This is a genomic window from Pseudorhodoplanes sinuspersici (assembly GCF_002119765.1).
Lineage (GTDB): Bacteria > Pseudomonadota > Alphaproteobacteria > Rhizobiales > Xanthobacteraceae > Pseudorhodoplanes > Pseudorhodoplanes sinuspersici.
The window spans coordinates 3,621,496-3,642,779 of record NZ_CP021112.1 but is presented as its reverse complement, the minus strand read 5'-3'; the positions used below and the strand labels follow the sequence as shown (position 1 = coordinate 3,642,779).

At 60.8% G+C, this 21,284-nt stretch carries 19 protein-coding genes; 10 read left to right on the top strand and 9 right to left on the bottom strand.

Annotated elements, in window-relative coordinates; all coding sequences use genetic code 11:
* Nucleotides 1-10 precede the first annotated feature (10 nt).
* Genes CAK95_RS17690 through CAK95_RS17660 form a run of 7 tightly spaced genes read left to right on the top strand, consistent with a single transcriptional unit; the run spans nt 11 to nt 7,363 of the window.
* Nucleotides 11-958, top strand: coding sequence for an NAD(P)-dependent oxidoreductase (locus CAK95_RS17690; protein ID WP_157699661.1), 948 nt, complete (start codon nt 11-13; stop codon nt 956-958).
* Entirely contained in the window at nt 955-2,499 is a 1,545-nt protein-coding gene (locus CAK95_RS17685; protein WP_086089102.1) for a thiamine pyrophosphate-binding protein, read from the top strand. The genes CAK95_RS17690 and CAK95_RS17685 overlap by 4 nt, the downstream gene beginning before the upstream one ends.
* An 11-nt stretch (nt 2,500-2,510) precedes the next feature.
* Nucleotides 2,511-3,521 carry a Gfo/Idh/MocA family protein gene (locus CAK95_RS17680; RefSeq protein ID WP_086089101.1) on the top strand — a complete coding sequence of 337 codons (1,011 nt, stop codon included), beginning with the start codon at nt 2,511-2,513 and terminating at the stop codon, nt 3,519-3,521.
* Entirely contained in the window at nt 3,514-4,227 is a 714-nt protein-coding gene (locus tag CAK95_RS17675; RefSeq protein ID WP_086089100.1) for an acylneuraminate cytidylyltransferase family protein, read from the top strand. The genes CAK95_RS17680 and CAK95_RS17675 overlap by 8 nt, the downstream gene beginning before the upstream one ends.
* Entirely contained in the window at nt 4,224-5,057 is an 834-nt protein-coding gene (locus tag CAK95_RS17670; protein WP_086089099.1) for a sulfotransferase family protein, read from the top strand. The genes CAK95_RS17675 and CAK95_RS17670 overlap by 4 nt, the downstream gene beginning before the upstream one ends.
* Nucleotides 5,047-6,018 carry a polysaccharide deacetylase family protein gene (locus CAK95_RS17665; protein WP_198343733.1) on the top strand — a complete coding sequence of 324 codons (972 nt, stop codon included), beginning with the start codon at nt 5,047-5,049 and terminating at the stop codon, nt 6,016-6,018. The genes CAK95_RS17670 and CAK95_RS17665 overlap by 11 nt, the downstream gene beginning before the upstream one ends.
* The gene (locus tag CAK95_RS17660; protein ID WP_147413428.1) at nt 5,999-7,363 is read left to right on the top strand and encodes a glycosyltransferase family protein; all 1,365 of its coding nucleotides are present in this window, start codon (nt 5,999-6,001) and stop codon (nt 7,361-7,363) included. The genes CAK95_RS17665 and CAK95_RS17660 overlap by 20 nt, the downstream gene beginning before the upstream one ends.
* Nucleotides 7,364-7,397: 34 nt before the next feature.
* On the opposite strand, the gene CAK95_RS17655 is transcribed toward CAK95_RS17660, so the two are convergent.
* Entirely contained in the window at nt 7,398-8,765 is a 1,368-nt protein-coding gene (locus CAK95_RS17655; protein ID WP_086089096.1) for a surface carbohydrate biosynthesis protein, read from the bottom strand.
* Between the two features lie 413 nt (nt 8,766-9,178).
* Here CAK95_RS17655 and CAK95_RS17650 point away from each other — a divergent pair, with 413 nt between their 5' ends.
* From CAK95_RS17650 to CAK95_RS17640, 3 genes are read left to right on the top strand one after another with little or no spacing between them, the layout of a single operon-like run.
* Nucleotides 9,179-10,168, top strand: coding sequence for a KpsF/GutQ family sugar-phosphate isomerase (locus CAK95_RS17650; RefSeq protein WP_086089095.1), 990 nt, complete (start codon nt 9,179-9,181; stop codon nt 10,166-10,168).
* 11 nt (nt 10,169-10,179) lie between these two features.
* A complete protein-coding gene (locus CAK95_RS17645) occupies nt 10,180-11,220 on the top strand; it encodes an MraY family glycosyltransferase (RefSeq protein WP_086089094.1) in 1,041 nt (346 codons plus the stop codon).
* A complete protein-coding gene (locus CAK95_RS17640) occupies nt 11,217-12,146 on the top strand; it encodes an NAD-dependent epimerase/dehydratase family protein (RefSeq protein ID WP_157699659.1) in 930 nt (309 codons plus the stop codon). The genes CAK95_RS17645 and CAK95_RS17640 overlap by 4 nt, the downstream gene beginning before the upstream one ends.
* Here the strand turns inward: CAK95_RS17640 and CAK95_RS17635 are convergent.
* The 8 genes from CAK95_RS17635 to rfaD form a co-directional block, all read right to left on the bottom strand.
* On the bottom strand, nt 12,127-14,040 hold the full coding sequence (locus CAK95_RS17635) for a nucleoside-diphosphate sugar epimerase/dehydratase (protein WP_086089092.1): 1,914 nt from the start codon (nt 14,038-14,040) through the stop codon (nt 12,127-12,129). The genes CAK95_RS17640 and CAK95_RS17635 overlap by 20 nt on opposite strands.
* A gap of 3 nt (nt 14,041-14,043) precedes the next feature.
* Complete coding sequence (locus CAK95_RS17630; protein ID WP_147413426.1) at nt 14,044-15,078, bottom strand: glycosyltransferase family 9 protein; 1,035 nt, start codon at nt 15,076-15,078, stop codon at nt 14,044-14,046.
* Nucleotides 15,079-15,181: 103 nt separating this feature from the next.
* Complete coding sequence (locus CAK95_RS17625) at nt 15,182-16,423, bottom strand: O-antigen ligase family protein (protein ID WP_086089090.1); 1,242 nt, start codon at nt 16,421-16,423, stop codon at nt 15,182-15,184.
* Nucleotides 16,420-17,268, bottom strand: a complete 849-nt coding sequence (locus CAK95_RS17620) for a glycosyltransferase family 2 protein (RefSeq protein WP_086089089.1) — start codon at nt 17,266-17,268, stop codon at nt 16,420-16,422. Before CAK95_RS17620 ends, CAK95_RS17625 begins: the two co-directional genes overlap by 4 nt.
* Entirely contained in the window at nt 17,261-18,013 is a 753-nt protein-coding gene (locus CAK95_RS17615) for a glycosyltransferase family 2 protein (RefSeq protein ID WP_086091493.1), read from the bottom strand. Before CAK95_RS17615 ends, CAK95_RS17620 begins: the two co-directional genes overlap by 8 nt.
* Nucleotides 18,014-18,021: 8 nt before the next feature.
* Nucleotides 18,022-18,756 (bottom strand): FkbM family methyltransferase, encoded by a 735-nt coding sequence (locus CAK95_RS17610; RefSeq protein WP_157699658.1) that lies wholly within the window; start codon nt 18,754-18,756, stop codon nt 18,022-18,024.
* A 19-nt stretch (nt 18,757-18,775) separates the two neighbouring features.
* The gene (rfaE1, locus tag CAK95_RS17605) at nt 18,776-20,251 is read right to left on the bottom strand and encodes a D-glycero-beta-D-manno-heptose-7-phosphate kinase (RefSeq protein WP_086089087.1); all 1,476 of its coding nucleotides are present in this window, start codon (nt 20,249-20,251) and stop codon (nt 18,776-18,778) included.
* The gene (gene rfaD / locus CAK95_RS17600; RefSeq protein ID WP_086089086.1) at nt 20,251-21,231 is read right to left on the bottom strand and encodes an ADP-glyceromanno-heptose 6-epimerase; all 981 of its coding nucleotides are present in this window, start codon (nt 21,229-21,231) and stop codon (nt 20,251-20,253) included. The genes rfaE1 and rfaD overlap by 1 nt, the downstream gene beginning before the upstream one ends.
* Nucleotides 21,232-21,284 lie beyond the last annotated feature (53 nt).

Below are 21,284 nucleotides of genomic sequence, written 5' to 3'. Positions count from 1 at the left end.
GATCACCCGTATGAAACAGGTGATCTATCTTGGTGCGACGGAAGGCTACGAAGCGACAAAGGCCGCACTCGAAGGCGTGGCGAAGGTCCAGCACGTGGCGGCTGAGCAGCCCGACGTCGCCGCCGCGCTTCGCACTGCCGACGGACTGCTCGACGCGTCGATGAAGACACGCATCACCGACGACATGGTGTCTGCCGCACCCAATCTCAAAATCATCTCCTGTGCGACCACCGGCTCGGACCACATCGCCCGCGCGGCGCTGGACGCACGCGGCATTCCGGTGCGCACGCTCAAGGAAGACCCGAACGTCCTGCGCAACATCACGCCGGCCGCCGAGCATTCATGGGCGCTGCTCATGGCCTGCGCGCGCAAGCTGCCGGCTGCCGTGAGCCACGTGACCGGGGGCGGTTGGACGCGCGAGGACTTTCCGGGCGTGATGCTCAAGGGGAAGCGGCTCGGTCTCGTTGGTTGCGGCCGGATCGGCGGCTGGATGTCGCGCTATGCGAATGCCTTCGGCATGGAGGTGATCGGCTTCGACCCACACCTTGCGAATTTTCCCGACACCATCAGCCCACGCTCCCTCGAAGAGGTGGTGACGACGAGCGACTTCGTCTCGATCCACGTTCATCTCTCGCCGGAAACCGAAGGCCTCGTTTCGCGCGAACTGGTTGAGAAGATGAAGCCCAGCGCGATCCTGATCAACACATCGCGTGGCGGCATCGTCGACGAAGCCGCACTCTACGATGCGATCGAGTCAGGCCATCTCGGCGGCGCCGGCCTCGATGTGCTCAAGGGCGAACCGGACACAACGGATCATCCGTTGGTCATTCTCTCCCGAACCCATCCCAATCTTCTCATCACTCCGCATTGCGGCGGCTTCAGCCCGGATGCGGTCAGACTTGTTTGCACGCACGCGGCCGGCAAGATCCGCAAGACGCTTCAGGGCGCGGAGCCATGACGGACTTCAACCGACTGTCGGAGGACATCGCTGAGCACGGTGTCAAACATGTCTTCGGCATCCCGGGCAGCGGCGAAACACTGTCGCTAATCGATGCGCTCGAGAAACGCGGCGTGCCGTTTCACCTGACGCATTCCGAAGGCGCGGGCGCGCTGATGGCAGCGACTGTCGGGCGCCTTTCCAATGCAGCCGGCGTATCGCTGTCCATTAAGGGCCCCGGACTGACCAACGCCATTCCCGGCATTGCTGCGGCCTGGTTCGAAGGCTTTCCGCTGGTGCATTTCACGGAAGGCTTCCCGCCCAAGGCGTCTCTGTCCAAGGCGCACAAGCGCATCGATCAGGCCGCGCTCGTCGGCCCGATCGTAAAGGACGTGCGTTATCTCACGCAGGCCGGTCCGGGCTTTTCTGAGATCGCAGCTTTCGCTCGTGCCGAGGAGCCGGGCCCGAGCGTCGTGACGCTGGCCGGCAAGGTGGATACGGATCCTCCCGCCTTCGTTCAGGCCCCCACCGTCAAAAGCGACCTGCAAGCGGCCTTGAAGCTGGTCAACAGCGCCGAACGCCCTATCGTCATTGCCGGCACCCTCGCCCATCGCGCAGGCTTACGCGACGTTCTGGCCTCCTTTCCCTTCCCGGTTTTCTCGACCGCAGCATCCAAGGGCATCATCGACGAAACCGCCGCGAATGCAGCAGGCGTCTTCACCGGCGTCGGTCTCAAGTTGACGCCTGAATATCAGTTGCTCAGTCAGGCCGATCTCATCGTCGGCATTGGATTGACGGCGCGCGAGGCGCTCGCAACCCAACCTTTCTCTGTACCGTTTCTCGCCATCGAGGCGGTGGAAACACCGGGAACGGCGGCTTTCGCACCGACGGCACGCGTCCACATCGAGCATGTGGCAGAGATCCTGACGCCGCTTCAGCAACGCATCTGGGGCTTGGAAGACCTCGCCCATATCGTTGCCGCCTTACAAGCGCGCATGCAGGAGGGCTTTTTGCCGGGAGCCGTTTTCCATGCGATCGAGCGAAGGTTCGACCGTCATGCGCGGCTCGTGCTTGACACGGGGTACTTCTGCACGATCGGCGAACATGCGCTTCGCCCACGCGAGGCCGACCTTTGCCTGATGTCGGGTCAAGGCCGCTACATGGGCACTGGATTGCCGATGGCACTCGGCGCTGCCTTGCATGATCCAATGACACCGACCATCGCGGTCTTTGGTGATGGCGGTGTCGCCATGCATCTCGCGGAAGCAAGACTAGCCGCACAGCATCGCCTTCCACTTCTGATCGTCCTGATGACCGACAACAGCTTCAGTTCGATCCGAACCCGCGCTTTGAAGGACGGCCTGACGCAGAAACCGCTGACGATGGACGGCAAGGGCTGGACCGCCGCCTTCGAGGCGCTGGGTCTGCCGAGCCATCGTGCCGAAAATCTCACGGCGGTCGAATCCGCTCTGGCCGCATGGCAGCCGCAGAGCGGTCCCGCATTTCTCGAAATTCCCTTTGCGCCTGAGCCCTATGAGGCGATGGTCGCCGGCATCCGGTGAGGCATCGAACCGTGACCGCTCCTCATATGCTCATTGTCGGATCAGGTAGCGTCGGCAAACGCCACGCGCGCAACCTCGCGTCGCTGGGCTGTCGCATCTCCTGCGTCGATCCGCGTGCGGAACGTCGCGAAGAGCTTGCTGCCGAGACGCCGGTTGTCGGCTCTCACCCTACCATCGAAGCCGCCTTGGCCGCTGGCGGACTTGATGGGGTTGTGATCGGCTCGCCAACCGCATTTCATCCTGCACAGACGATCGCGGCCCTGGATGCTGGCCTGCCCGTACTGCTGGAAAAGCCGGTCGCCAAAACGGCGGCTGAAGCGCGCACGATATACGACGCCCAAAAGCGGACCGGCGTGCCGGTGCTTCTCGGCTACACATGGCGCTGGTGGCCGCCTCTGCTGCAGGTTCGCTCACGCTTGAACGAAGGCACGATCGGCAAACTTCGTCACGTTCAGTTCCACATGTCGGCGCATCTGGCGGACTGGCATCCATGGGAACCCTATCAGGAGTTCTTCATGGCCAGCGCCGCACAGGGCGGCGGCGCATTGCTGGACGAAAGCCACTGGATCGATCTAATGACTTGGTTCTTCGGCACGCCGGCAGAACTGTCGGGACGCGTCGAGAAGATCTCCGATCTCGATATCGAGACTGACGACAACGTTGATGCGCTGGCTATGTATCCAGACGGCCTTCGCGTCTCGTTGCATCTCGATCTCTACGGGCGGCCGCACGAGAAGTACATCCGCTTCATCGGCGAAGGTGGCAGCCTCTTTTGGTCCGCCGATCCCAATCGCATCACAATCGGCAAGCAGAGCGGTCAGGTCTGGGAGGAAGAAACGTTCACGTGCGAGCGCAACGATATGTTCGTGGCTGTTGCACGCGAATTTCTCGACGTCGTTGCCGGACGCAGCAAGCCCTCCTGTACGCTCGCCGATGGCATCAAGGTCATGGACCTGATAGAGGCGATCCGTACCAGCAGCGCCGAAGGGTGCACCGTACAGACGGGAAAAGCGGATGCTTGAGGGTCGCTCGGTTCTTGCGGTCGTCCCCGCCCGAGGCGGATCGAAATCGATCCCGCGCAAGAACCTGAAGGAAATCGGCGGCATTTCGCTTGTCGGGCGCGCGGCCGGCGTAGCCCGCGCTCTGCCCTGGATCGATGCCGCGCTGATTTCGACGGACGATCACGACATCAGGGACGAGGCGGTCCGGCATGGCCTCGATGCGCCGTTCATGCGGCCCGACGAATTATCCGGAGACACTGCCGGCTCGATCGACATGTGGCGGCACGCCTGGCTCGCCGCCGAACAACACTATGGCCGCCGGTTCGACATTTCGGTGTTGCTGGAACCGACAAGCCCGATGCGCCGGCCGGAGGACGTGGAACTGACGGTAAAAACGTTGTTGCAGACCAATGCACCGGCGGCGGCGACAGTCTCACGCACACCGGCGCATTACACGCCGCACAAGACGCTCACGGTGGACGAACAAGGTACCATCGGCTTCTATCTGTCCGACGGTGCTCGGCACAGTCTCCGTCAGGGCATTCCGGCCTACTATCACCGCAACGGGTTGTGCTATGCCGTCACCCGCGCTCATCTCGTCGGGCATGGCCGCATCATCGACCGCGATGCACAGGCCGTCGTGATAGACCGCCATGTCGTGAATATCGACGATCCTTTCGAACTCGAATTGACCGAGTGGCTGCTGAACCGAGAACGCAAAGCATGACAAGCGCTCCCATCTTCATCGGCGGAATGTTCAAGTCGGGCACGACCCTTCTCCGGGCCATGCTGGGCCAGCATAGCGCGATCGCATCAGGCCTCGAGACTTACTGGTTCGACTGGGACTGGTCGCAGCGCAACAGTGCAAAGATGCAAGGCAATCTGCAGCGGCTGGCGGACTATTTCGATCTTCCATCTGAGCGCGTAAACACTCTGGCTCAATCGGCGCAAAGCGCGGAAGCCTTCCTCCGGTCGTTGATGAATGAGGTCGCCGCCGACATGGGCAAGCGGCGCTGGGCGGAGAAGACGCCAGGCAATATCGCTCATGTCGACCGCATCTGGTCTGCGTGGCCGGACGCACAAGTGATCCATATCATGCGCGATCCGCGTGACGTCTTCGCATCGCTGCGCGAGGCCGGAAAGTGGAGTACCGCAGACGAATTCGCCGACCGTTGGTGCTCGACGATCGGAACGGGATCCGAGCTGATTGCGAAGATCAAACCGGACGACAAGGCTTATCTCGTCATCCGCTATGAAGATCTGATCGGCGGGCCTGACGCAGCGATGCGGCGGGTGATCGGCTTCCTGAATGAGGAATGGGAGCCGCAAGTCGGCACCTTCAGCGGCCGTGAGGCCGACTTTGACAAAGTTCGCGATGCGACCGGCAAAGCCTCGACGACGCTCGAGCGGCTGAAGGAGCCGCTGACAAATCAGCGTGTCGGCATCTGGCGCAACATCCTCGCCGACAAGGACCTCTCGGACATCAAGGAAGCCATCGCGAGCCGCGGCTTCGGCGATGTTTATCTTCGGGCGGTCGCGGATACGCGTGACGCTTGATCGCGCCATGACGCAAGGGTTGCTGCTCGTCAATTTCCACTATGTGCGCGATCCGGGATTGTATGCGCATCCCGGTATTCACCCGATTTCGCCTGACGCCTTCCGTCGTCAGATGGAGCAATTGGCTTCCTGCCTTCACATGGCAACGCCGGACGAAGCCGAAGCCTATGTGCTTCACGGAAAAGAGTTGCCCCGTTCGAGCGCGCTGATCACATTCGACGACGGCCTTGTCGATCACGAGAGGACCGCAATGGATATCCTCGACCCGATGGGTATCAAGGCGGTGTTTTTCGTCTGCTCCCGTCCGTTGACGGAACACCGTGCGTTGGCCGTCCACAAGGTTCACTATCTGCGGGCGATGACCGAGCCTAGCCGCTTTCGCAACGAACTATTGGCCGCGCTGCCGCCGGAATGGCGAATCCGGCAACTGACGGCGGAAGAGCGCGCGTCAGCGGCGCGGACTTATATCTACGACCGGCCGGAGCATGGCGAGATCAAGTATCTGCTCAACTCCCTTCTGCCGGAAGACGTGCTTGATCAGGTGACCAGCACAATGCTCGAAAACCGCGGCATCGATGAGCGCGCCTTCTGCGCTGAAACTTATATGGATGGACGCACCCTTCGCAGCCTTGAGGATCGTGGACATTGCATTGGTGCACACACGCATGATCATCGCGCGGTCACCCGTCTCGGCGATGACGAAGACCGGCATATGGCTCTCAATATCGCTACACTCGCGGAAGCAACTGGCCGGCCGCCGAACTGGGTGTCATATCCTTATGGCCGTGATTGGGCTCTTCCAGCTGATCCGGCCGAGTTCTGCAAGCGCCACGGCTTCTCGGTGGGCGTGACTTTAACCGGACAATGGGTGCAGCCGGAGCATACGCCGTTTGCTCTCGACCGCATCAATACCAATGAGGTCGACCGGGTGCTGAGTGACCATGAGTTCCATCGCCGTTAAGGTCAAATCCGTCTATTTAGCAGCCCTACGAGGAACTGCGAGGCTCGGCTTGGCGTGGATTTCCGCAGCCCTGGTTTTACCATTCATCAAACGGCTGAAGCGCGCTGAATCAAAAAAGCGATACACTGTTTGGATATTGCCGAAAGATGGCTTCACCCAAGACGTCATGAGCGCCCTCGACAGTGCAGACGATGTCGAAGTGCTCGCCATGCCGCGACTGATCCTGCGGGAGATCTTTCGTACCTTCCTTCCCAACTCCATTGATGACAATAATTATGCGTCCGCAGGCAGCACGTTTGATCACGCCAAGTTACGCTATAGGGATTTCCTTCGAAGACTGTTCAAGGCGCTTTCGCATTTTAGGCAGATCGATGCCGTCGTAACTGGCAATTTCGGTTATCGCGCCGAACGCGAGCTTGCGACCGCAATGTCCGAGCTGCGCATTCCTTTCATCGCCTTGCACAAAGAAAACTTGAAGACACCGGGCCGCGTAACCTTTTTTGAACATATTTACAAAGAAAGGCGCGGCGCTTTCACGGGCCACAGCATTCTCGTCTATAATCAGATCGAGAAAGACCTGCAGCTCCGCGCAGGCGTCGCGGCTACGACGCAAATTCAAATCATCGGAATGCCGCGCCTCGATAGAATCCATAGCTGGCGCCGCAGCAATACCGGGACCACGGCACCGCGAAAAATCCTTTTCTTCTTGTTCTCCCCTTTGACAGGCATGCCGCGCATTGTGCGAAAGGGTGCAACGACGGGCGAGGTTTATCTCGAAGATGACGGTATCGAAGAAGGCGAAAACTCGATCTCGCTGGACACGCTTTGCACGGAGACGTGCCTTACGATTTTGAAACTCGCGCGCGAGAACCCGGATATCGAGGTCGTAGTAAAAACCAAAGGCCGGCAGCGCGATATCGTCGAAAGCATTCGTCCGTTCGGGCTGAATGACGAGCAGCCCGTTCTCTCCAACCTTCGTGTCATTCACAGCGGCGACGTGCTGCCGCTGATAGCAGAGGCATCTGTGGTCTGCGGCTTCAATTCCACGGCATTGCTCGAAGCCGTTGCCGCCGGAAAGCCGGTTGTCTTGCCGTGGTTCGCGGAAGCTGAACGCGCGGACGTAAATCCATACGTGATCGACCTGCGGCCACTTGGCGACGTGGTGCACAGTCCGGTCGAACTGCATGATCTCTTGATCAAATATGCGCGATCGCCACGCCCGGTGCCGGCGCAATTGGGAGCCAACGAGACGGCCACGCTCGAACATTGGACTGGGAACGTGGACGGATGCGCCGGCGAGCGGACACGTCGTGCGATCCTCGCAGCCATCGGCAGAGGTGTGTAAATCACCCGCTCGTCCGACAAGGCTTCGATACAGTTCAGGTCGTCACGATAAAGGAATGTTTCGCGCTGGGAAGAATGCGCACCTTCTCAAATCGCCCGGTCAGCGCGCGGAAGTTTTCCACCAATCGTTCCAGCTCTTCGCGGTCGAGCCCTGGAAACTTCTGCCGGCTATAAGCTTGCGTCGGTCGCAATGGCGTAAGCGCGGTGCGCGCAACAGACCGAGCCCACTGCTCACTCTGATCGCGGACGACTGCAACCAGCTTACGGCGACGCACGGCAGTGCCGCTCGCTTTCAATGCCAGCAGCTGCTGAACAACGCGATGAGTCGCCTGCGGCCCGTCTATTGAAGCGACATAGCGCTTTACATCTTCCTGCACCGCTTCGTCGACTGCGAGCGGGGCATCGAACCTTCCATCAAACGCACGCCTGACCTGATCAATCAGGTCGTTCGCAGTCGTCGCCTCGACACTGACTCGATTCGGCAGGAAGCTGTCATATGTCTCAGATTTCAGCGGCTGGTAGGCAATAACGGGACGGTTGAGCAACGCCGCTTCAAGGCCGGTCGTACAACTATTATGGATCGAAACAGCCGCGGCGAGCAGCCAGGGAATGGCACCGCCCTCATAGATGACTTTCACATTCGGCAGCCCTTCAGCCAGGTGGCGCCAATTGTCATGGTCCTCGGACGGATGCGGGCGCACCACAATCGTCCGATCCGGGAATGCCTGTGCAAGCTCAGGAACCATGTCCTGGAAGGCATGATAGATCTTGCCGAGATATTCGATCCACTGTGCGAAGAACGCTTGATCAGCCGCATGACGGATGGATCCGCGCTTGCGAAGAGTGTCCATCACTCCGGTCGCTCCGTAAAAGTGATTGTAGCGGCCGAAATTCGTGTTGATCAGAATGAAATTGCCGTGCTGTGCCTTCAGTGCCTCCGCCGGAGCCCGATACAATCCCTGCAATTCCGGCCGCAGCAAGTCGAACCGGGGATTGCCCGTCTCATATATCTTCCGGACGCCATCATTCACGGCCAGGCGCATGTCGTCATGCTGGACCCTGCCCCATGCAAAGAACGCATCGACCTTCTCAAAGGCAGCCGGCGCAACCCGCTCATGCAGATAGGCGTCGCGGTCGCGATAAACGAGCCCTTCCTCGCACCATGCGAGGATGTTGAAACCCAAATCCTCGAGGCGCTGGAAGCTTTTTACCTTCAGCCGCGCCACGCTCTTGTCGAGATAGAAGCCCTGCGGAAGCAAGGCCAGCCGCCTCAACAAAGAATTCTGATCACCAAGGAGAACCCGGAACCCCGCTTCCGCAGCGGCGCAAGCAAGATAGGTTTTTGCATCTAGCTCCCGAGCCTTGGTTTCGATCGGGATGATGAGCCAATGTCGCTCAGTCATGTGCGGTCAATCATCGACGATTCGTCACGCAGCTTCGCGGCAAGAGGCATTCGGTGGCGGCCGTCGTCATTCTTCGGTCACCACAGCAGAAACCTGGAATGGTGAGGAAAATCGCTTCTGAAATCCGGTAAGGACATGGCATCGACGATCCGCACAGCTGGGGATTTGCCGGGGGTCGGCATAGCCCTTTCGAGCCTATCCTAGCAAGGGGAGCCGTGTGGATTCCTCTGGGGAGGGACGGGGCAACCCCTTGTAAAATAAGAATATTTTCTTGAATCCCGCTGCTCAGCGGTGGAATTGTGCTAACTAGGCTAGCATGTTTCTGGCCTTTCGTGCATGCACAACTGCCGCAAATCCCGCATCACTTCGGGGATTTGATGAAGGAGGCCGCCGTGGGTGGAGCTCAAAAGAAAATGGAAGCCAGTGAGCCTGCTCGCGAGGCGCTTCTGATCGATTCCGCCCTGCGGACCCTGGATGCCGCAGCGGGCGGTGTCGGGGCCTTGTCGGCGGCGCTGCGGGACGGCCTTGGCCGGACGCTGGTCGCAGCGGTGGAGACCATCGGCGCCTCGCAGGGGCGCCTGATTGTTACCGGCATGGGAAAATCGGGCCACGTCGCCCGCAAGCTAGCCGCAACCTTCGCGTCCACCGGCACGCCGGCTTTCTTCGTGCATCCGAGCGAGGCGAGCCATGGCGATCTGGGCATGATCACCAAGGACGATGTGATCATGGCCCTCTCGTGGTCCGGCGAAACCGCGGAATTAAAAAACCTCATCGATTATTCGCGGCGGCACCGGATCTCCCTGATCGGCATGACGTCGGAAGCAGCCTCGACTCTTGGCCGCGCGGCCGATGTGGTGCTGGCGCTGCCGCAGGCCCGCGAAGCCTGTCCGCATAATCTGGCTCCGACGACCTCCTCGCTGATGCAGCTCGCGCTGGGCGATGCTCTCGCCATCGCCCTGCTCGAAGCGCGCGGCTTCTCCGCGCAGCAATTCCATGTGCTGCATCCGGGTGGCAAACTCGGCGCGCTGTTGAAATTTGCCCGCGATGTGATGCGGACCGGCGAAGCATTACCGATCGCGACCTCAGGCTCGCCCATGTCGGAGGCCGTGATCGAGATGACGGCGAAAGGCGTCGGCTGTATCGGCGTCGTCGATGCGCATGGCCAGCTCAGCGGAATCATCACCGACGGCGATCTCCGTCGCCACATGGGTCCTGGCCTTACCGAATCCACGGTCGACAAAATCATGACACCAAGCCCGAAATGCTGCCGGCCGGACCAACTCGTCAGTGAAATCATCGAAGTGCTGAACGCGTCGAAAATCACAGCAATGTTTGTGGTGGAAGGCAATCGTCCGGTCGGTGTCGTGCATCTGCACGATTTGCTGCGTATCGGCGCCGCCTGAACGTACAGACGATGAGTGCGGCGCTCGAGCCATTCCGGCATTGGACTTTGGCTGCGCTGACGATCGTCATTTGCGCGGCCGCATTCACGTCCATCCTGATCGTATGGCTGCGACCGTGGCTGATCCGCTATGCGATGGCGCGGCCGAATGCGCGGTCTTCGCACACGACACCGACTCCGCAGGGCGGCGGCATCGCCATCGTCACCGCCTGGATTGTCGTTTCAGGTGCGGCCATGACCGCGACCGGTACATGGTCGAACCAAATCGCGTTCAGCATTGTCACAGTTTTTGCGGCGACGATCCTGATCGCGGTGCTTGGCGCTGTCGACGACATCAAGCCGATGGGCGTCGTTCCTCGCCTGCTCTTTCAATTCATCGCGGTAGCAAGCGTCATTGCGGTCCTGCCAGCCAATTTTCAGATGACGCCTTTTCTGCCCTGGTGGCTGGAGCGCGCTCTGCTGGTCCTGGCGGGCATATGGTTCGTCAACCTCGTCAATTTCATGGATGGCCTCGACTGGATGACAGTCGCGGAGATGGTGCCGGTGGCAGGCGGACTTGTTTTGTTGGGTGCGCTGGATGTTCTGCCTCCTTATGCCGTCGTCTGTGCACTGGCCCTGCTTGGCGCGCTGCTTGGATTTGCTCCGTTCAACCGGCCGGTCGCGCGGCTGTTTCTCGGCGACGTCGGCAGCCTGCCGCTCGGCCTGATTGTCGGGTGGCTGCTGGCCCTGCTGGCCAACAAAGGACATCTTGCCGCGGCGTTGCTGCTGCCGCTCTACTATCTGATGGACGCCACCGTCACGTTGCTGCGGCGCCTGGCAAAAGGTGAGCGCGTCTGGCAGGCGCATCGCAGCCATTTCTACCAGCGCGCGACTGACAACGGTTTCACCGTGAAGCAGGTCGTCGCACATGTGTTTGGCGTGAATGTTCTGCTGGTGGCTCTCGCCCTGCTCTGTGTGCAGTTCAACACCCCGACTGCCGAAATCGCCGCCCTCGCAGCAGGCGTTGTGATTGTGGGATGGCTACTGGCTCGCTTCTCACGAAGGCGCACATGATGCGTGTCCTTGTCACAGGCGCGAGCGGCTTTGTCGGATGCGAACTGATACAGGCGCTGTCAAAGGCAGGCTATGCCGTGCGCGCGGCTGCGCGCAACCTGTCCTCCATCAAGCTCGACGTGAATATCGAAACGGTTCCGCTTCCTGATCTTTCACAGCCGGTCGACTGGCGTCCCCTGCTTCGGGACGTCGATGCCGTGGTGCATCTCGCCGGCATTGCGCATGTTTCGAACGCGATCACTGAGGAGCGATACGACAAGGTCAACCGGCTCGCGACCAAATCGCTGGCCCTGGCGGCATCGATGACGCCGAACATCCGGCGTCTCGTGTTTATTTCGTCCATCCGCGCACAGACCGGCCCCTCGGCCGATCATGTCCTAACCGAGAGCGATACACCGGCACCGACAGATGCCTATGGCCGCTCCAAGCTCGCCGCTGAAAGCTTTGTCGGCGGTTATGGTGTGCCGGCGACCATCTTGCGTCCGGTCGTGATCTTTGGGTCGCAAGCGCGCGCCAACGTGGCACAGCTCATGAAGATCGCGTCCCTGCCGTTTCCGCTGCCGTTTGGCGCGTTCAGCAACAAGCGCTCGCTGCTGGCGCTCGGTAACATGATATCGGCAATCCAGTTTGTGCTGGAACAGCCCGCTACTGCGGGCGAAACCTACGTGGTCGCCGATCAGACACCGGTATCGGTGGCCGACATGATCTCCATCATGCGCAAGGCGAATGGCCGATCGCCAGGAATGATTTCCATCCCGCCAGATTGGATCGGCAGAGCACTCCGCGCCGCTGGCAAGGCCGATATCTGGGACAGGATTGGTGGCAGCCTCGTCGCCGATGCCGCCAAGCTCCGGGACGCTGGCTGGAAAACGCCTGTAGACACACCAGAGGCCCTCGCAGCGATGATCAGGCCGCCTCGCCCTTGAAGTCGGGAACAGCATCGCGCAGCACGCGATAGATCGCGGTCTTGTCGTCGCGCACCAATCCCTGCTCCAGCGTCGCAAGCCACGCCCGCATCGTCTCGAGAGACGGCGACAATGGCCGTGCCGCAACAACGCCGGCGACGCCAATTTCGGCGGTCGGCTCTTCACGCGCGAACAGGATTTCGTGCAATCGCTCGCCCGGACGAATGCCAGTGAAGGTCACGTCGATATCGCGACCAGGCTCAAGGCCGGAAAGCCGGATGATCCGCTCGGCAAGTTCCACGATCTTCACCGGCTGACCCATATTGAGCACATAGACGGCAACATCCGAGCGTTCCGGTCCGAGCGCATGAGTGGCGGACGTGACGACGAGATCGCAGGCCTCGCGAATGGTCATGAAGTAGCGGACCATGTCCGGATGCGTGACCGTCACCGGCCCGCCGGCTTCGATCTGTGCCTTGAACTTCGGCACCACCGACCCGTTCGATGCCAGCACATTACCGAAGCGAACTGCGATCAACCGCATCGGCGTCATACCTGGTCCAGCCTTGCGCGCGAATTGTCCGTCCAGTGCCTGACAATACATTTCGGCAAACCGCTTGGTCGCACCGAGCACCGAAACAGGCTCGATGGCCTTGTCGGTGGAAATCATCACCATCGCCGTCGCACCCGATGCCGCAGCCGCATCGGCGACATTGACCGAGCCGAAGACATTGGTCTTGACGCCCTCACCCCAATCCCGTTCGAGCAGCGGCACATGCTTCAATGCGGCCGCATGGAACACGATGTCGGGCTTGAAGTCCGACATGAGGCGCATGATACGATCACGATCGCGGATATCGGCAAGGCGGCCGGTGATTTCTGCATCCGCCTGCTTGCTCTTCAGTGCTTCCAGCACCGCATGCAATGCGGGTTCGGAATTCTCGATCACCAGAATGCGCGACGCACCAAAGGTGACGACACGGTCGCAGATCTCCGCGCCGATCGAACCGCCGCCGCCGGTGACGACGATGGAGCGGCCCTTGATGAAATTCTCCAGCCGCCGGTAATCGATCTTTACGCTGGGCCGCAGCAGCAGGTCTTCGACATTGACCGGCGCCAGCCGCAACGCCTCGACGCTGTCATCGAGCGAGGGCAAGCGGCTCGTGGACAATCCAAGCCTGCGTGCACGCATCAGCAGTGTATCGGTCGGAACCCCCGGCTCGAAAGCCGATGGCGTCAGGACGACGCGGTGGACGTTGGTGCCCCGCGCGGCAAGATCCGAGATCGCCCGTTCGAGGTCGTCGAAATTACCAAGCACCTGGATGCCACGGATCGATTGTCCGCGATCCGACGGCGACTGCGACAGCACCCCGACCGGCCAGACCTTCTTCACCGCGCCGCTTTCGACAGCGCGCAGCAGCACTTCGGCATCCGCCGCCCGACCGAGAATAAGAATGAACGCGGATTCGTTCTTGGTCGCTTTGATGCGTGCGCGGGAATAACGGAAATACCGGTAGGCGACCCGCGGGCCGCCCAGAAAGAACATCTGCAGCACCCAATAGATCAGGATCGTCGCCTTCCCGAAAAAGAAGTCGCCGTAAACGTTGGGCGCAACCATGATGTAGTCGAGGATGAGCAAGGTGATCGCGAGCACCGTTGCCGACCGAAAGATGTTCCAGAGGTCGGGCAGCGAGGCGAAGCGCCATTTGGCATCGTCGAGATGAAAGAAGTGATAGACGATGCCGGCGTAGATCATGATCCCCGGCAGCATCATCCAGAGCAGATCGACGCGCACCGACAGCCGCTGCTCCTCGAAGCGGATGTAGAAGGCGACCAGCAGGGCCGCGGCCGTGGCCAGGAGATCGTGCAAGACGATCAAGGCCTTGCGGGTGGTCATGGTGCGCAAATGCAACATCGGTCAGGGGGCAATGGATGGAGACGGTTTGAATAGCGGCGTTTTTGCCATGACGCCACCCCTGGCGCCACCCTTGGACGAGGACAGAACCTCGTCGACCGCACGGAGCACCGGCTCGGCCGGCATTTCATCCAGACAAAGGCTGTGGCTTTGCACATGGCGCAGGCACCCCTCCAGCTGGCAGGGCATGCATGGCAGCGGATTCTGGACCAGCCAGACGTTTCCCCGCCGCTGGATAGTCCCAGCCGCTTCCCAGGGCTCCGCAAGCCCGCTGGCAGGCCATGGCCCCCAGCGCCGCGGATCAGTCGGACCGAACAGCGCCACGGTCGGACAACCGACGGCGGCCGCCAGATGCGTCACGGAGGTATCCGGGCCCGCAAAAACCCGAGCATCGGCCATGAGCGAAGACAGTTCCGGCCAGGTCAGCGCTCCGTCGGCGCGCACCACGTCGAGCCCTTCCCAGATACCATCAAGATAAGCCCGCTCGGCCGCCCCCGGCCCCCCTGTTGCGATGACCCGCAATCCTTTGCCCAGCAAATGCCCCGCCAGCCGCCGCCACCCATCGCGGTGCCATTGCTTGTAGCGAAAGAACGGCGCCGCATGCACGACGGCATAGGGCACGTCCGGCTGCAGGGGCGACGGCGCAGCAGCGCGCGGCGCCACGATCTCTGGCACACGCGGAATTCCGATCACATCCGCAAGTTGGAGAGTCTCGTCCACCCGATGCAGATCGCTCCGCGACCGCGCATACCGGCCGAGCAGCATCGCCTTCACCCGGCCATTGAAATTGTCATCGATCATGCCGACGCTTTTGCGGCCCGAAAGGATCGCGAAGGATGTCGGGCGGTCGCCCGGCTGCGTGCTGATCGCAAGATCGTAGCGCCGCCATAGCTCACCCGCGAGACGCAGCCCTTGCGAAGGCTTCGCTCGCGATGGCGCTTTCACGACGGCATCGAGATCCGGATTGCCCTCGAGAATAGAAGCGGTGTCCTCGAACACCATCGCTTCAAGGTGTGCGTCCGGCCATGCCCTCCGCATGCTCCGGATCAATGGCGTCGTCAGAAGAACATCGCCCAATCGTCGCAGCGCAATCACCAGAATGCGTGGACGAGATGGTAGTGCAAGCGGCTGAAGCACTGTCTCAGGCCGCCGGAATTTTATCGGCTGCAGTGGCCGGCTCCGCCATGTCTTTCGAGTGCTTCAGCATCCAGCCCCCAGCCACACCCACGCCGAAGAAATAGATCCAGCCCTGCACAACATCGAACAGATGCGTGTTGAACAGACCGCCAATGATATTTTGCGCCACGACGGCAAGCCCTATCCAGGAAACCAGCCCCGCGCCGCGCAGAAACAACGCGAAATGCGAAATCCACATTGCGTAGAGTACCAAAACGCCGACGAAGCCAAGCTGTATCGCAACCATGAAAGTCTGATTGTGCGGATTCACCGTTGGCTTCTCGCGGCTTTTTTCCGACGCCGCCACATCCGCAAACCTTTCCTTCACCGATCCCGTCCCGTGACCGACGACCGGTGCCTCCTGCATGATCTTCAGCGACTGACGCCAGAATTCCACGCGCTGTCCTGCCGAGGTTGCCTTGTTATTCACCCCATGATTTTCCACCTCGGAGAAGATGCCGAGAATCCGCTGTTGCACATTGGCCGATGAGACCCAGACGATCCCGCCAGCCACCGCGATGGCCGTGAGGAATGCAACCATCTGCACCGGACGGCTTTGCGTTATCGCGTAAAGGATGAACAGCAGCGGTACTGTCACAAGCGCCGTGCGGCTCGCCGATACGTAAAACACGCTGACAAGAAACAAACCGGCGAGCGCCAGCACGCCCAGCATCAGCGCAGTCCGGCGCTGCGCCCAATACGTCATCGCCACATAAAAAAGGCCGGCCGCGCAAAGGATGAACTCGCCACTCTGCGCGATATAGTCGCGCACCGGAACACCGAAGGATTTGAAGCGATAGCCGAGCCCAATGCCGACAAACGATACAAGCAGCAGGAGCGTACACGAGGCAAGAAATCCAAGCAGCATCCAATGCACGCGGTCTGAATGCCGGAACTGGACGAACAGCACCGGAATGGTCAGAAGTTTGACAAAAGCAGCGAAGCCTCCAAGGCGTTCTGACCAGGGCACCTCCGCCCACAGCATTCCGACTGCAGCCAACGCCACCAGCAGAACCGGAAGCCAGGCAGCAGGGTGCCGCGTGACATCGCGCACTTCGTCAGCGCGGATCGTCGGCAGAAAAACGATCAGCCACGCCGCGACGAAAATATAAATACCTGACGTCGACCATGGGATAGCCACAACAGCCGCCACGGCAAGACCATCGGCAAGTTTGCGCGCCTGATCGCGATCAATGCCGATCGTCATGCGGTCGCCCCGCGCAACGGCTGCGATGTTTCGCGTATCGCGGACAATCCCCGGCGAGCGGTAATGCTTCCTCCGAGTCTCGCATCCTCAAGTTTCTGATCGTTATCCGACAACCATGACCGGTCCGCCGTCGGATGCCACAGATGCAGAACGCCGGTTGCAAAGACGCCGTCCTTCCGCCGCACGCCGGCATGAAGCAACCGCACCAGCAGATCGGAATCCTCACGCCCCCAACCCTCGTAGGCGCAATCGAATCCATCGACGCGGTCGAGGTCACTCCGCCATATCCCGAGATTGCAGGATCGTGCGCCGCGCCAGGCACGCCAGCGCAACTTCCGCAAGGGTCCAAGCGGCAGGCGCACCAGCGGCACAGTACGGTTGATGCCGCCGCGGCCACGTTCTTTCACCCATTCGCGATAGCTCCAGGTTTCCGGATCGAGCTTTTCGCGCAAGATCGTTGCGGTGAGTTGCTCAGACATCAGGATCCGATTGCCCGTGACGAACCATCCGTCTTCGGCGAGCGCACGATGTGTCCCGACAAAGCCCGGCCGGGCGATGCAATCGCCGTCAAGAAAGATGCAGTAAGCGCCTTCACTTGCGAGGATGCCGCGATTGCGAATCTCTGCTGCACGGAACCCGCGATGCTCTTGCCACACATGTTTCAGCGGGCGGCGGAGTTTCGGCTTCCACTCCTCGATCAGCCGCGCTGTCGCCTCGCCCGACCCATCGTCGGCGACGATCACTTCGAAATCGCGATCGGTCTGTACGGCCAAGGACCGCAGAACGGCATCGAGCGCGTCCTCACGATTCCATGTCGTGACGATCACCGATATCAGGTCAGCCACGCCCGCGTTCCTTCAGCCACGCTTTCATGTAGCGATAATACGTGCCTTCAGCATTCGCGACAGCCAGCAAAAATCCCTCCCGGCCATCCAGAAAGCCAAGGCGGATAAAATAGGTCTGTATGAATGTCCACCAGCCGCGAAGGATACCGGTGAAAAACGACACGCGGCGACCGGAACTTACGATCATCTCGGCACGGGCAGTCGAGTAGCGGTCCATGCGCGAGAGCGAATCTTCGAGCCGCTCCACGGGATGATGTGTCAGCGGTTCCGAAAGACGTCGCACCGCGCCATCGCAGATCACCCGCTCATGCACGAGATCGTCGGAGAAGCGTGCGTGTCCGCGACGGAACAGGCGAAGCACATAATCGGGATACCAGCCAGAGTGCCTCATCGGCTTTCCGCAAAAAGTCGAAAGGCGCGGCATCTCGTATCCATCGGCGCCGCCTGCCGCCACCGCGCGTTTGATTTCGTCGGCAAGCCGTTCGCTGACACGCTCGTCAGCATCGAGCGACAATACCCAGTCGCCGGTCGCGAGCGATAAAGCCAGATTCTTCTGCGGACCGAAACCGCGCCACTCCTCCGCGACCGTCACTCGCGCGCCTTTGGCATCGGCCAATGCAGCGGTGTTGTCATTACTACCGCCGTCCACCACAATGCGCTCGTCACAAAAAGCAACGCTCTCGAGACACGCTTCGATGTTGCGCGCTTCGTTCTTCGTAATCACGATGGCGGAAAGGCGCGGCATGGCCATCACTATCCCGCGCCGCCCTGGTCCTGCTGACGAAACCGGATGCGGTCGCGTAGCCGCCGCCTGGCATCGCGAAACATACGGAACGGAAGGGCCAGATAATATTTCCGCGCAATCTGCCAGCGCCCAAGAAGGCTCATAGGCGGCGCATCGGCGCGCGGCACATACCATCCATTGAGACCGGTGCGGCGCATCAGCGTGTAGCCAACCTTGATCATGAAGCGATGCTTGTCGAGGCTGCTGACATGATCCTCCAGCAGGATCAGACGCGGCTTCCAGCGATCAAAATCGAAGCCACGCAGCACATCGATTTCATGTCCTTCAACATCGACTGAGAGGAGATCGATGGGCCTGGCCGCCCGGCCCTCGATCAATACCTCGTCGAGCGTGCGGACGTTGACGTCGATCACCTTGTCGGCACGCATACCCGTCACGGCGAGATGCGGATCAAACGACGAGAATGGTCCCGCGACATGTAGCTTCAGCACCTCGCCCGCCCGGTCAGGAGACGAACAGGCCACTTCGAACACCTGCGCCTTGCGGACGCGGCGGAGCTCCGAGGCAAGATCGGGCAAGGGCTCGACCAGAATGCCGCTCCAGCCGCTCTCTTCGAGATGCCAGGATTGCGAATCCTTCTTGGGATCGTTGGCCCCGACTTCGACAAAAAAGCCGTCAGTCTTGTTGGCAAAGAAATCACGAACCAGCGCCACTTCGCGATCGGGTTTGAAAATTGCGGCCACGGAATGATCCATCCGGCGTTCAGTTTTTCGCCGTGCTGCGCGAACGCTTGACAATGTCGGTCGTGGAATGGCCGGGCACCAGCCCAACCAGGACCACCTCACCGCCATCGGCTTCGACGATCTCGTGCCCGACCACCTGCTCGCGTGTGTAATCGGCGCCCTTGATCAACACGCGAGGCCGGATCTTCGCGATCAGATCGCGCGGGGTATCTTCCTCGAACACGACAACGAGATCGATCGCTTCCAGTGCCGCCAGCACTTCGGCGCGCGACTGCACGTTCTGTACCGGGCGCTCCGGCCCTTTCAGACGCGACACCGACTCGTCGCTATTGAGCCCCAGTACAAGCCGATCGCAGGCTGCACGCGCCTGCGCCAGCATCCGCACATGCCCCGGATGCAGGATATCGAAACACCCATTGGTGAAACCGATCCGTAGTCCCTGTTTGCGCCAGGCAGCAAGCCGAGCGTCAAGCTCCGACCAATCGAACAGGATTTTCTCTTCTGCGGCGAGCGTCGCAGCCGGCAGGATGCGATGCCGCAGTTCATTGATAGAAACGGTGGCCGTGCCGCGCTTGCCGACCACAACCGCCGCAGCCGCATTGGCCGCACGCATCGCCGATTCGAAATCGGCCCGCAGGGCCAGCATCGCCGACAGCACGGCGACCACGGTATCGCCAGCGCCGGACACGTCGCTGATCTTCACCGCATAGGATGGCACGTGAACCGGATCGGCATCGCGCTCGACAAGCGTCATGCCCTCGTCGCTGCGGGTGACAAGGACGGCTTCGCATTGCAACGACGAGCGCAGGTCGATCGCGGCTGCCGCGACATCGGCATCGCTCCACACGTCACGATGGACCGCCTCGGACAATTCCTTGCGATTGGGTGTGACCAGCGTCGCGCCGCGATAGATGCTGTAATCTTTTCCCTTCGGATCGACGATCACCGGCTTGCCGGCCGCGCTCGTTGCCTCGATCACCTGACGGATCAGGTCTTTGGTCAGCACGCCTTTGGCGTAGTCCGACAATACTACAGCATCGACGCGCGGCAAGGCGGCGAGCACATGCTCCAGCAACGCCTTCTCCGCCTTCGCATCGGCCGGACGCGCCTCTTCCCAATCCGCGCGCAACATGTGCGTTGCGTAATGTTCCGACACGAAGCGGACCTTGCGGGTGGTTGGACGCGAACCGTCGACGACGAGCGATGCCTCGATCCGGGGCTCAGCCGCGAGCGCGGCTTTGAGCGTGCGGCCGGCATCGTCCTCGCCAACGAGGCCAATGAAGATACATTGTGCGCCGAGGCTGGCGATATTACGTGCAACATTGCCAGCGCCGCCGATCACCATCTCACTGCGCTTGACCGCAATGACCGGTGCCGGCGCTTCCGGCGAGATGCGGGCGACGTCGCCATAGACGAAGTCATCCAGCATCAGGTCGCCGATGCAGAGCACGGTGACGCCTGAGAGTTGCGACAGACTATGATCGAAATCGAACATCAGCGATAACGATCCTCGCGGTCCAAATACTGCTGTACATAGCGCCGTACGGCATCTTCTAGGAGCATGAACCCGGCATTATAACCCGCCGCGCGCAGCCGTCCGACATCGCTCTGCGTGAAGTACTGGTACTGATCCCTGATATTTTCCGGCATATCGACATATTCGATCTTCGGCGGGCGGCCGAGCGCCGCGAACATCGCCTCGATCATCTCGCGAAAACTGCGCGCCTCCCCGGTCCCGACATTGAACAGGCCGGACACCCGCGGCGTGTCGAGCAGCCAGCGAATAACCGCAACAACATCATCGACATAGATGAAATCGCGCCGCTGGTCGCCGTCGGCGATGCCGGGCTTATGCGACTTGAACAGGCGGATAGTGCCGCCGGCCCTGCCCTCGTCGAACACCTTGGCAAGAACACTCATCATCTTGCCCTTGTGATACTCGTTCGGGCCGAACACGTTGAAAAACTTCAGTCCCGCCCATTGCGGCGGCAAATCTTCCCCGCGCAGCTTGCGGGCGATCAGAGCCTGGTCGAACAGATGTTTGCTCCAGCCGTATAGGTTCATCGGCGCCAATGAACGCAGATGCTCTGGCCGATCATCGTCAGAAAATCCGTGTTCTCCGCCGCCATAAGTGGCCGCCGACGAGGCATAAATGAACGGCGTGCGGGTCACGGTGCACCAGTCCAGAAGCGTCAGCGACAGCCGGAAATTGGTGTCCATGACAAGGTCACCGTCATCGGCCGTGGTGTCGGAAATCGCCCCCATATGGATGACGGCGTCAAGTTTTCTCCCGTCCAGCCAACGACTTAGCTCATGTGGCTGGACGAAATCGGCGATCTGCCGCTTGGCCAGATTGCGCCAGCGGCCGTCCTTGCCCAATGTGTCATTGACCGCGATATCGGTGCGTCCGGCCTCGTTGAGGCTGGCGACGATATTCGACCCGATAAAACCGGCCCCGCCGGTCACTAATAGCATCGCCTACCCCGCTGCCCCGCACGTCGCTCCTTTGCCTGACCGGGGACAGACGT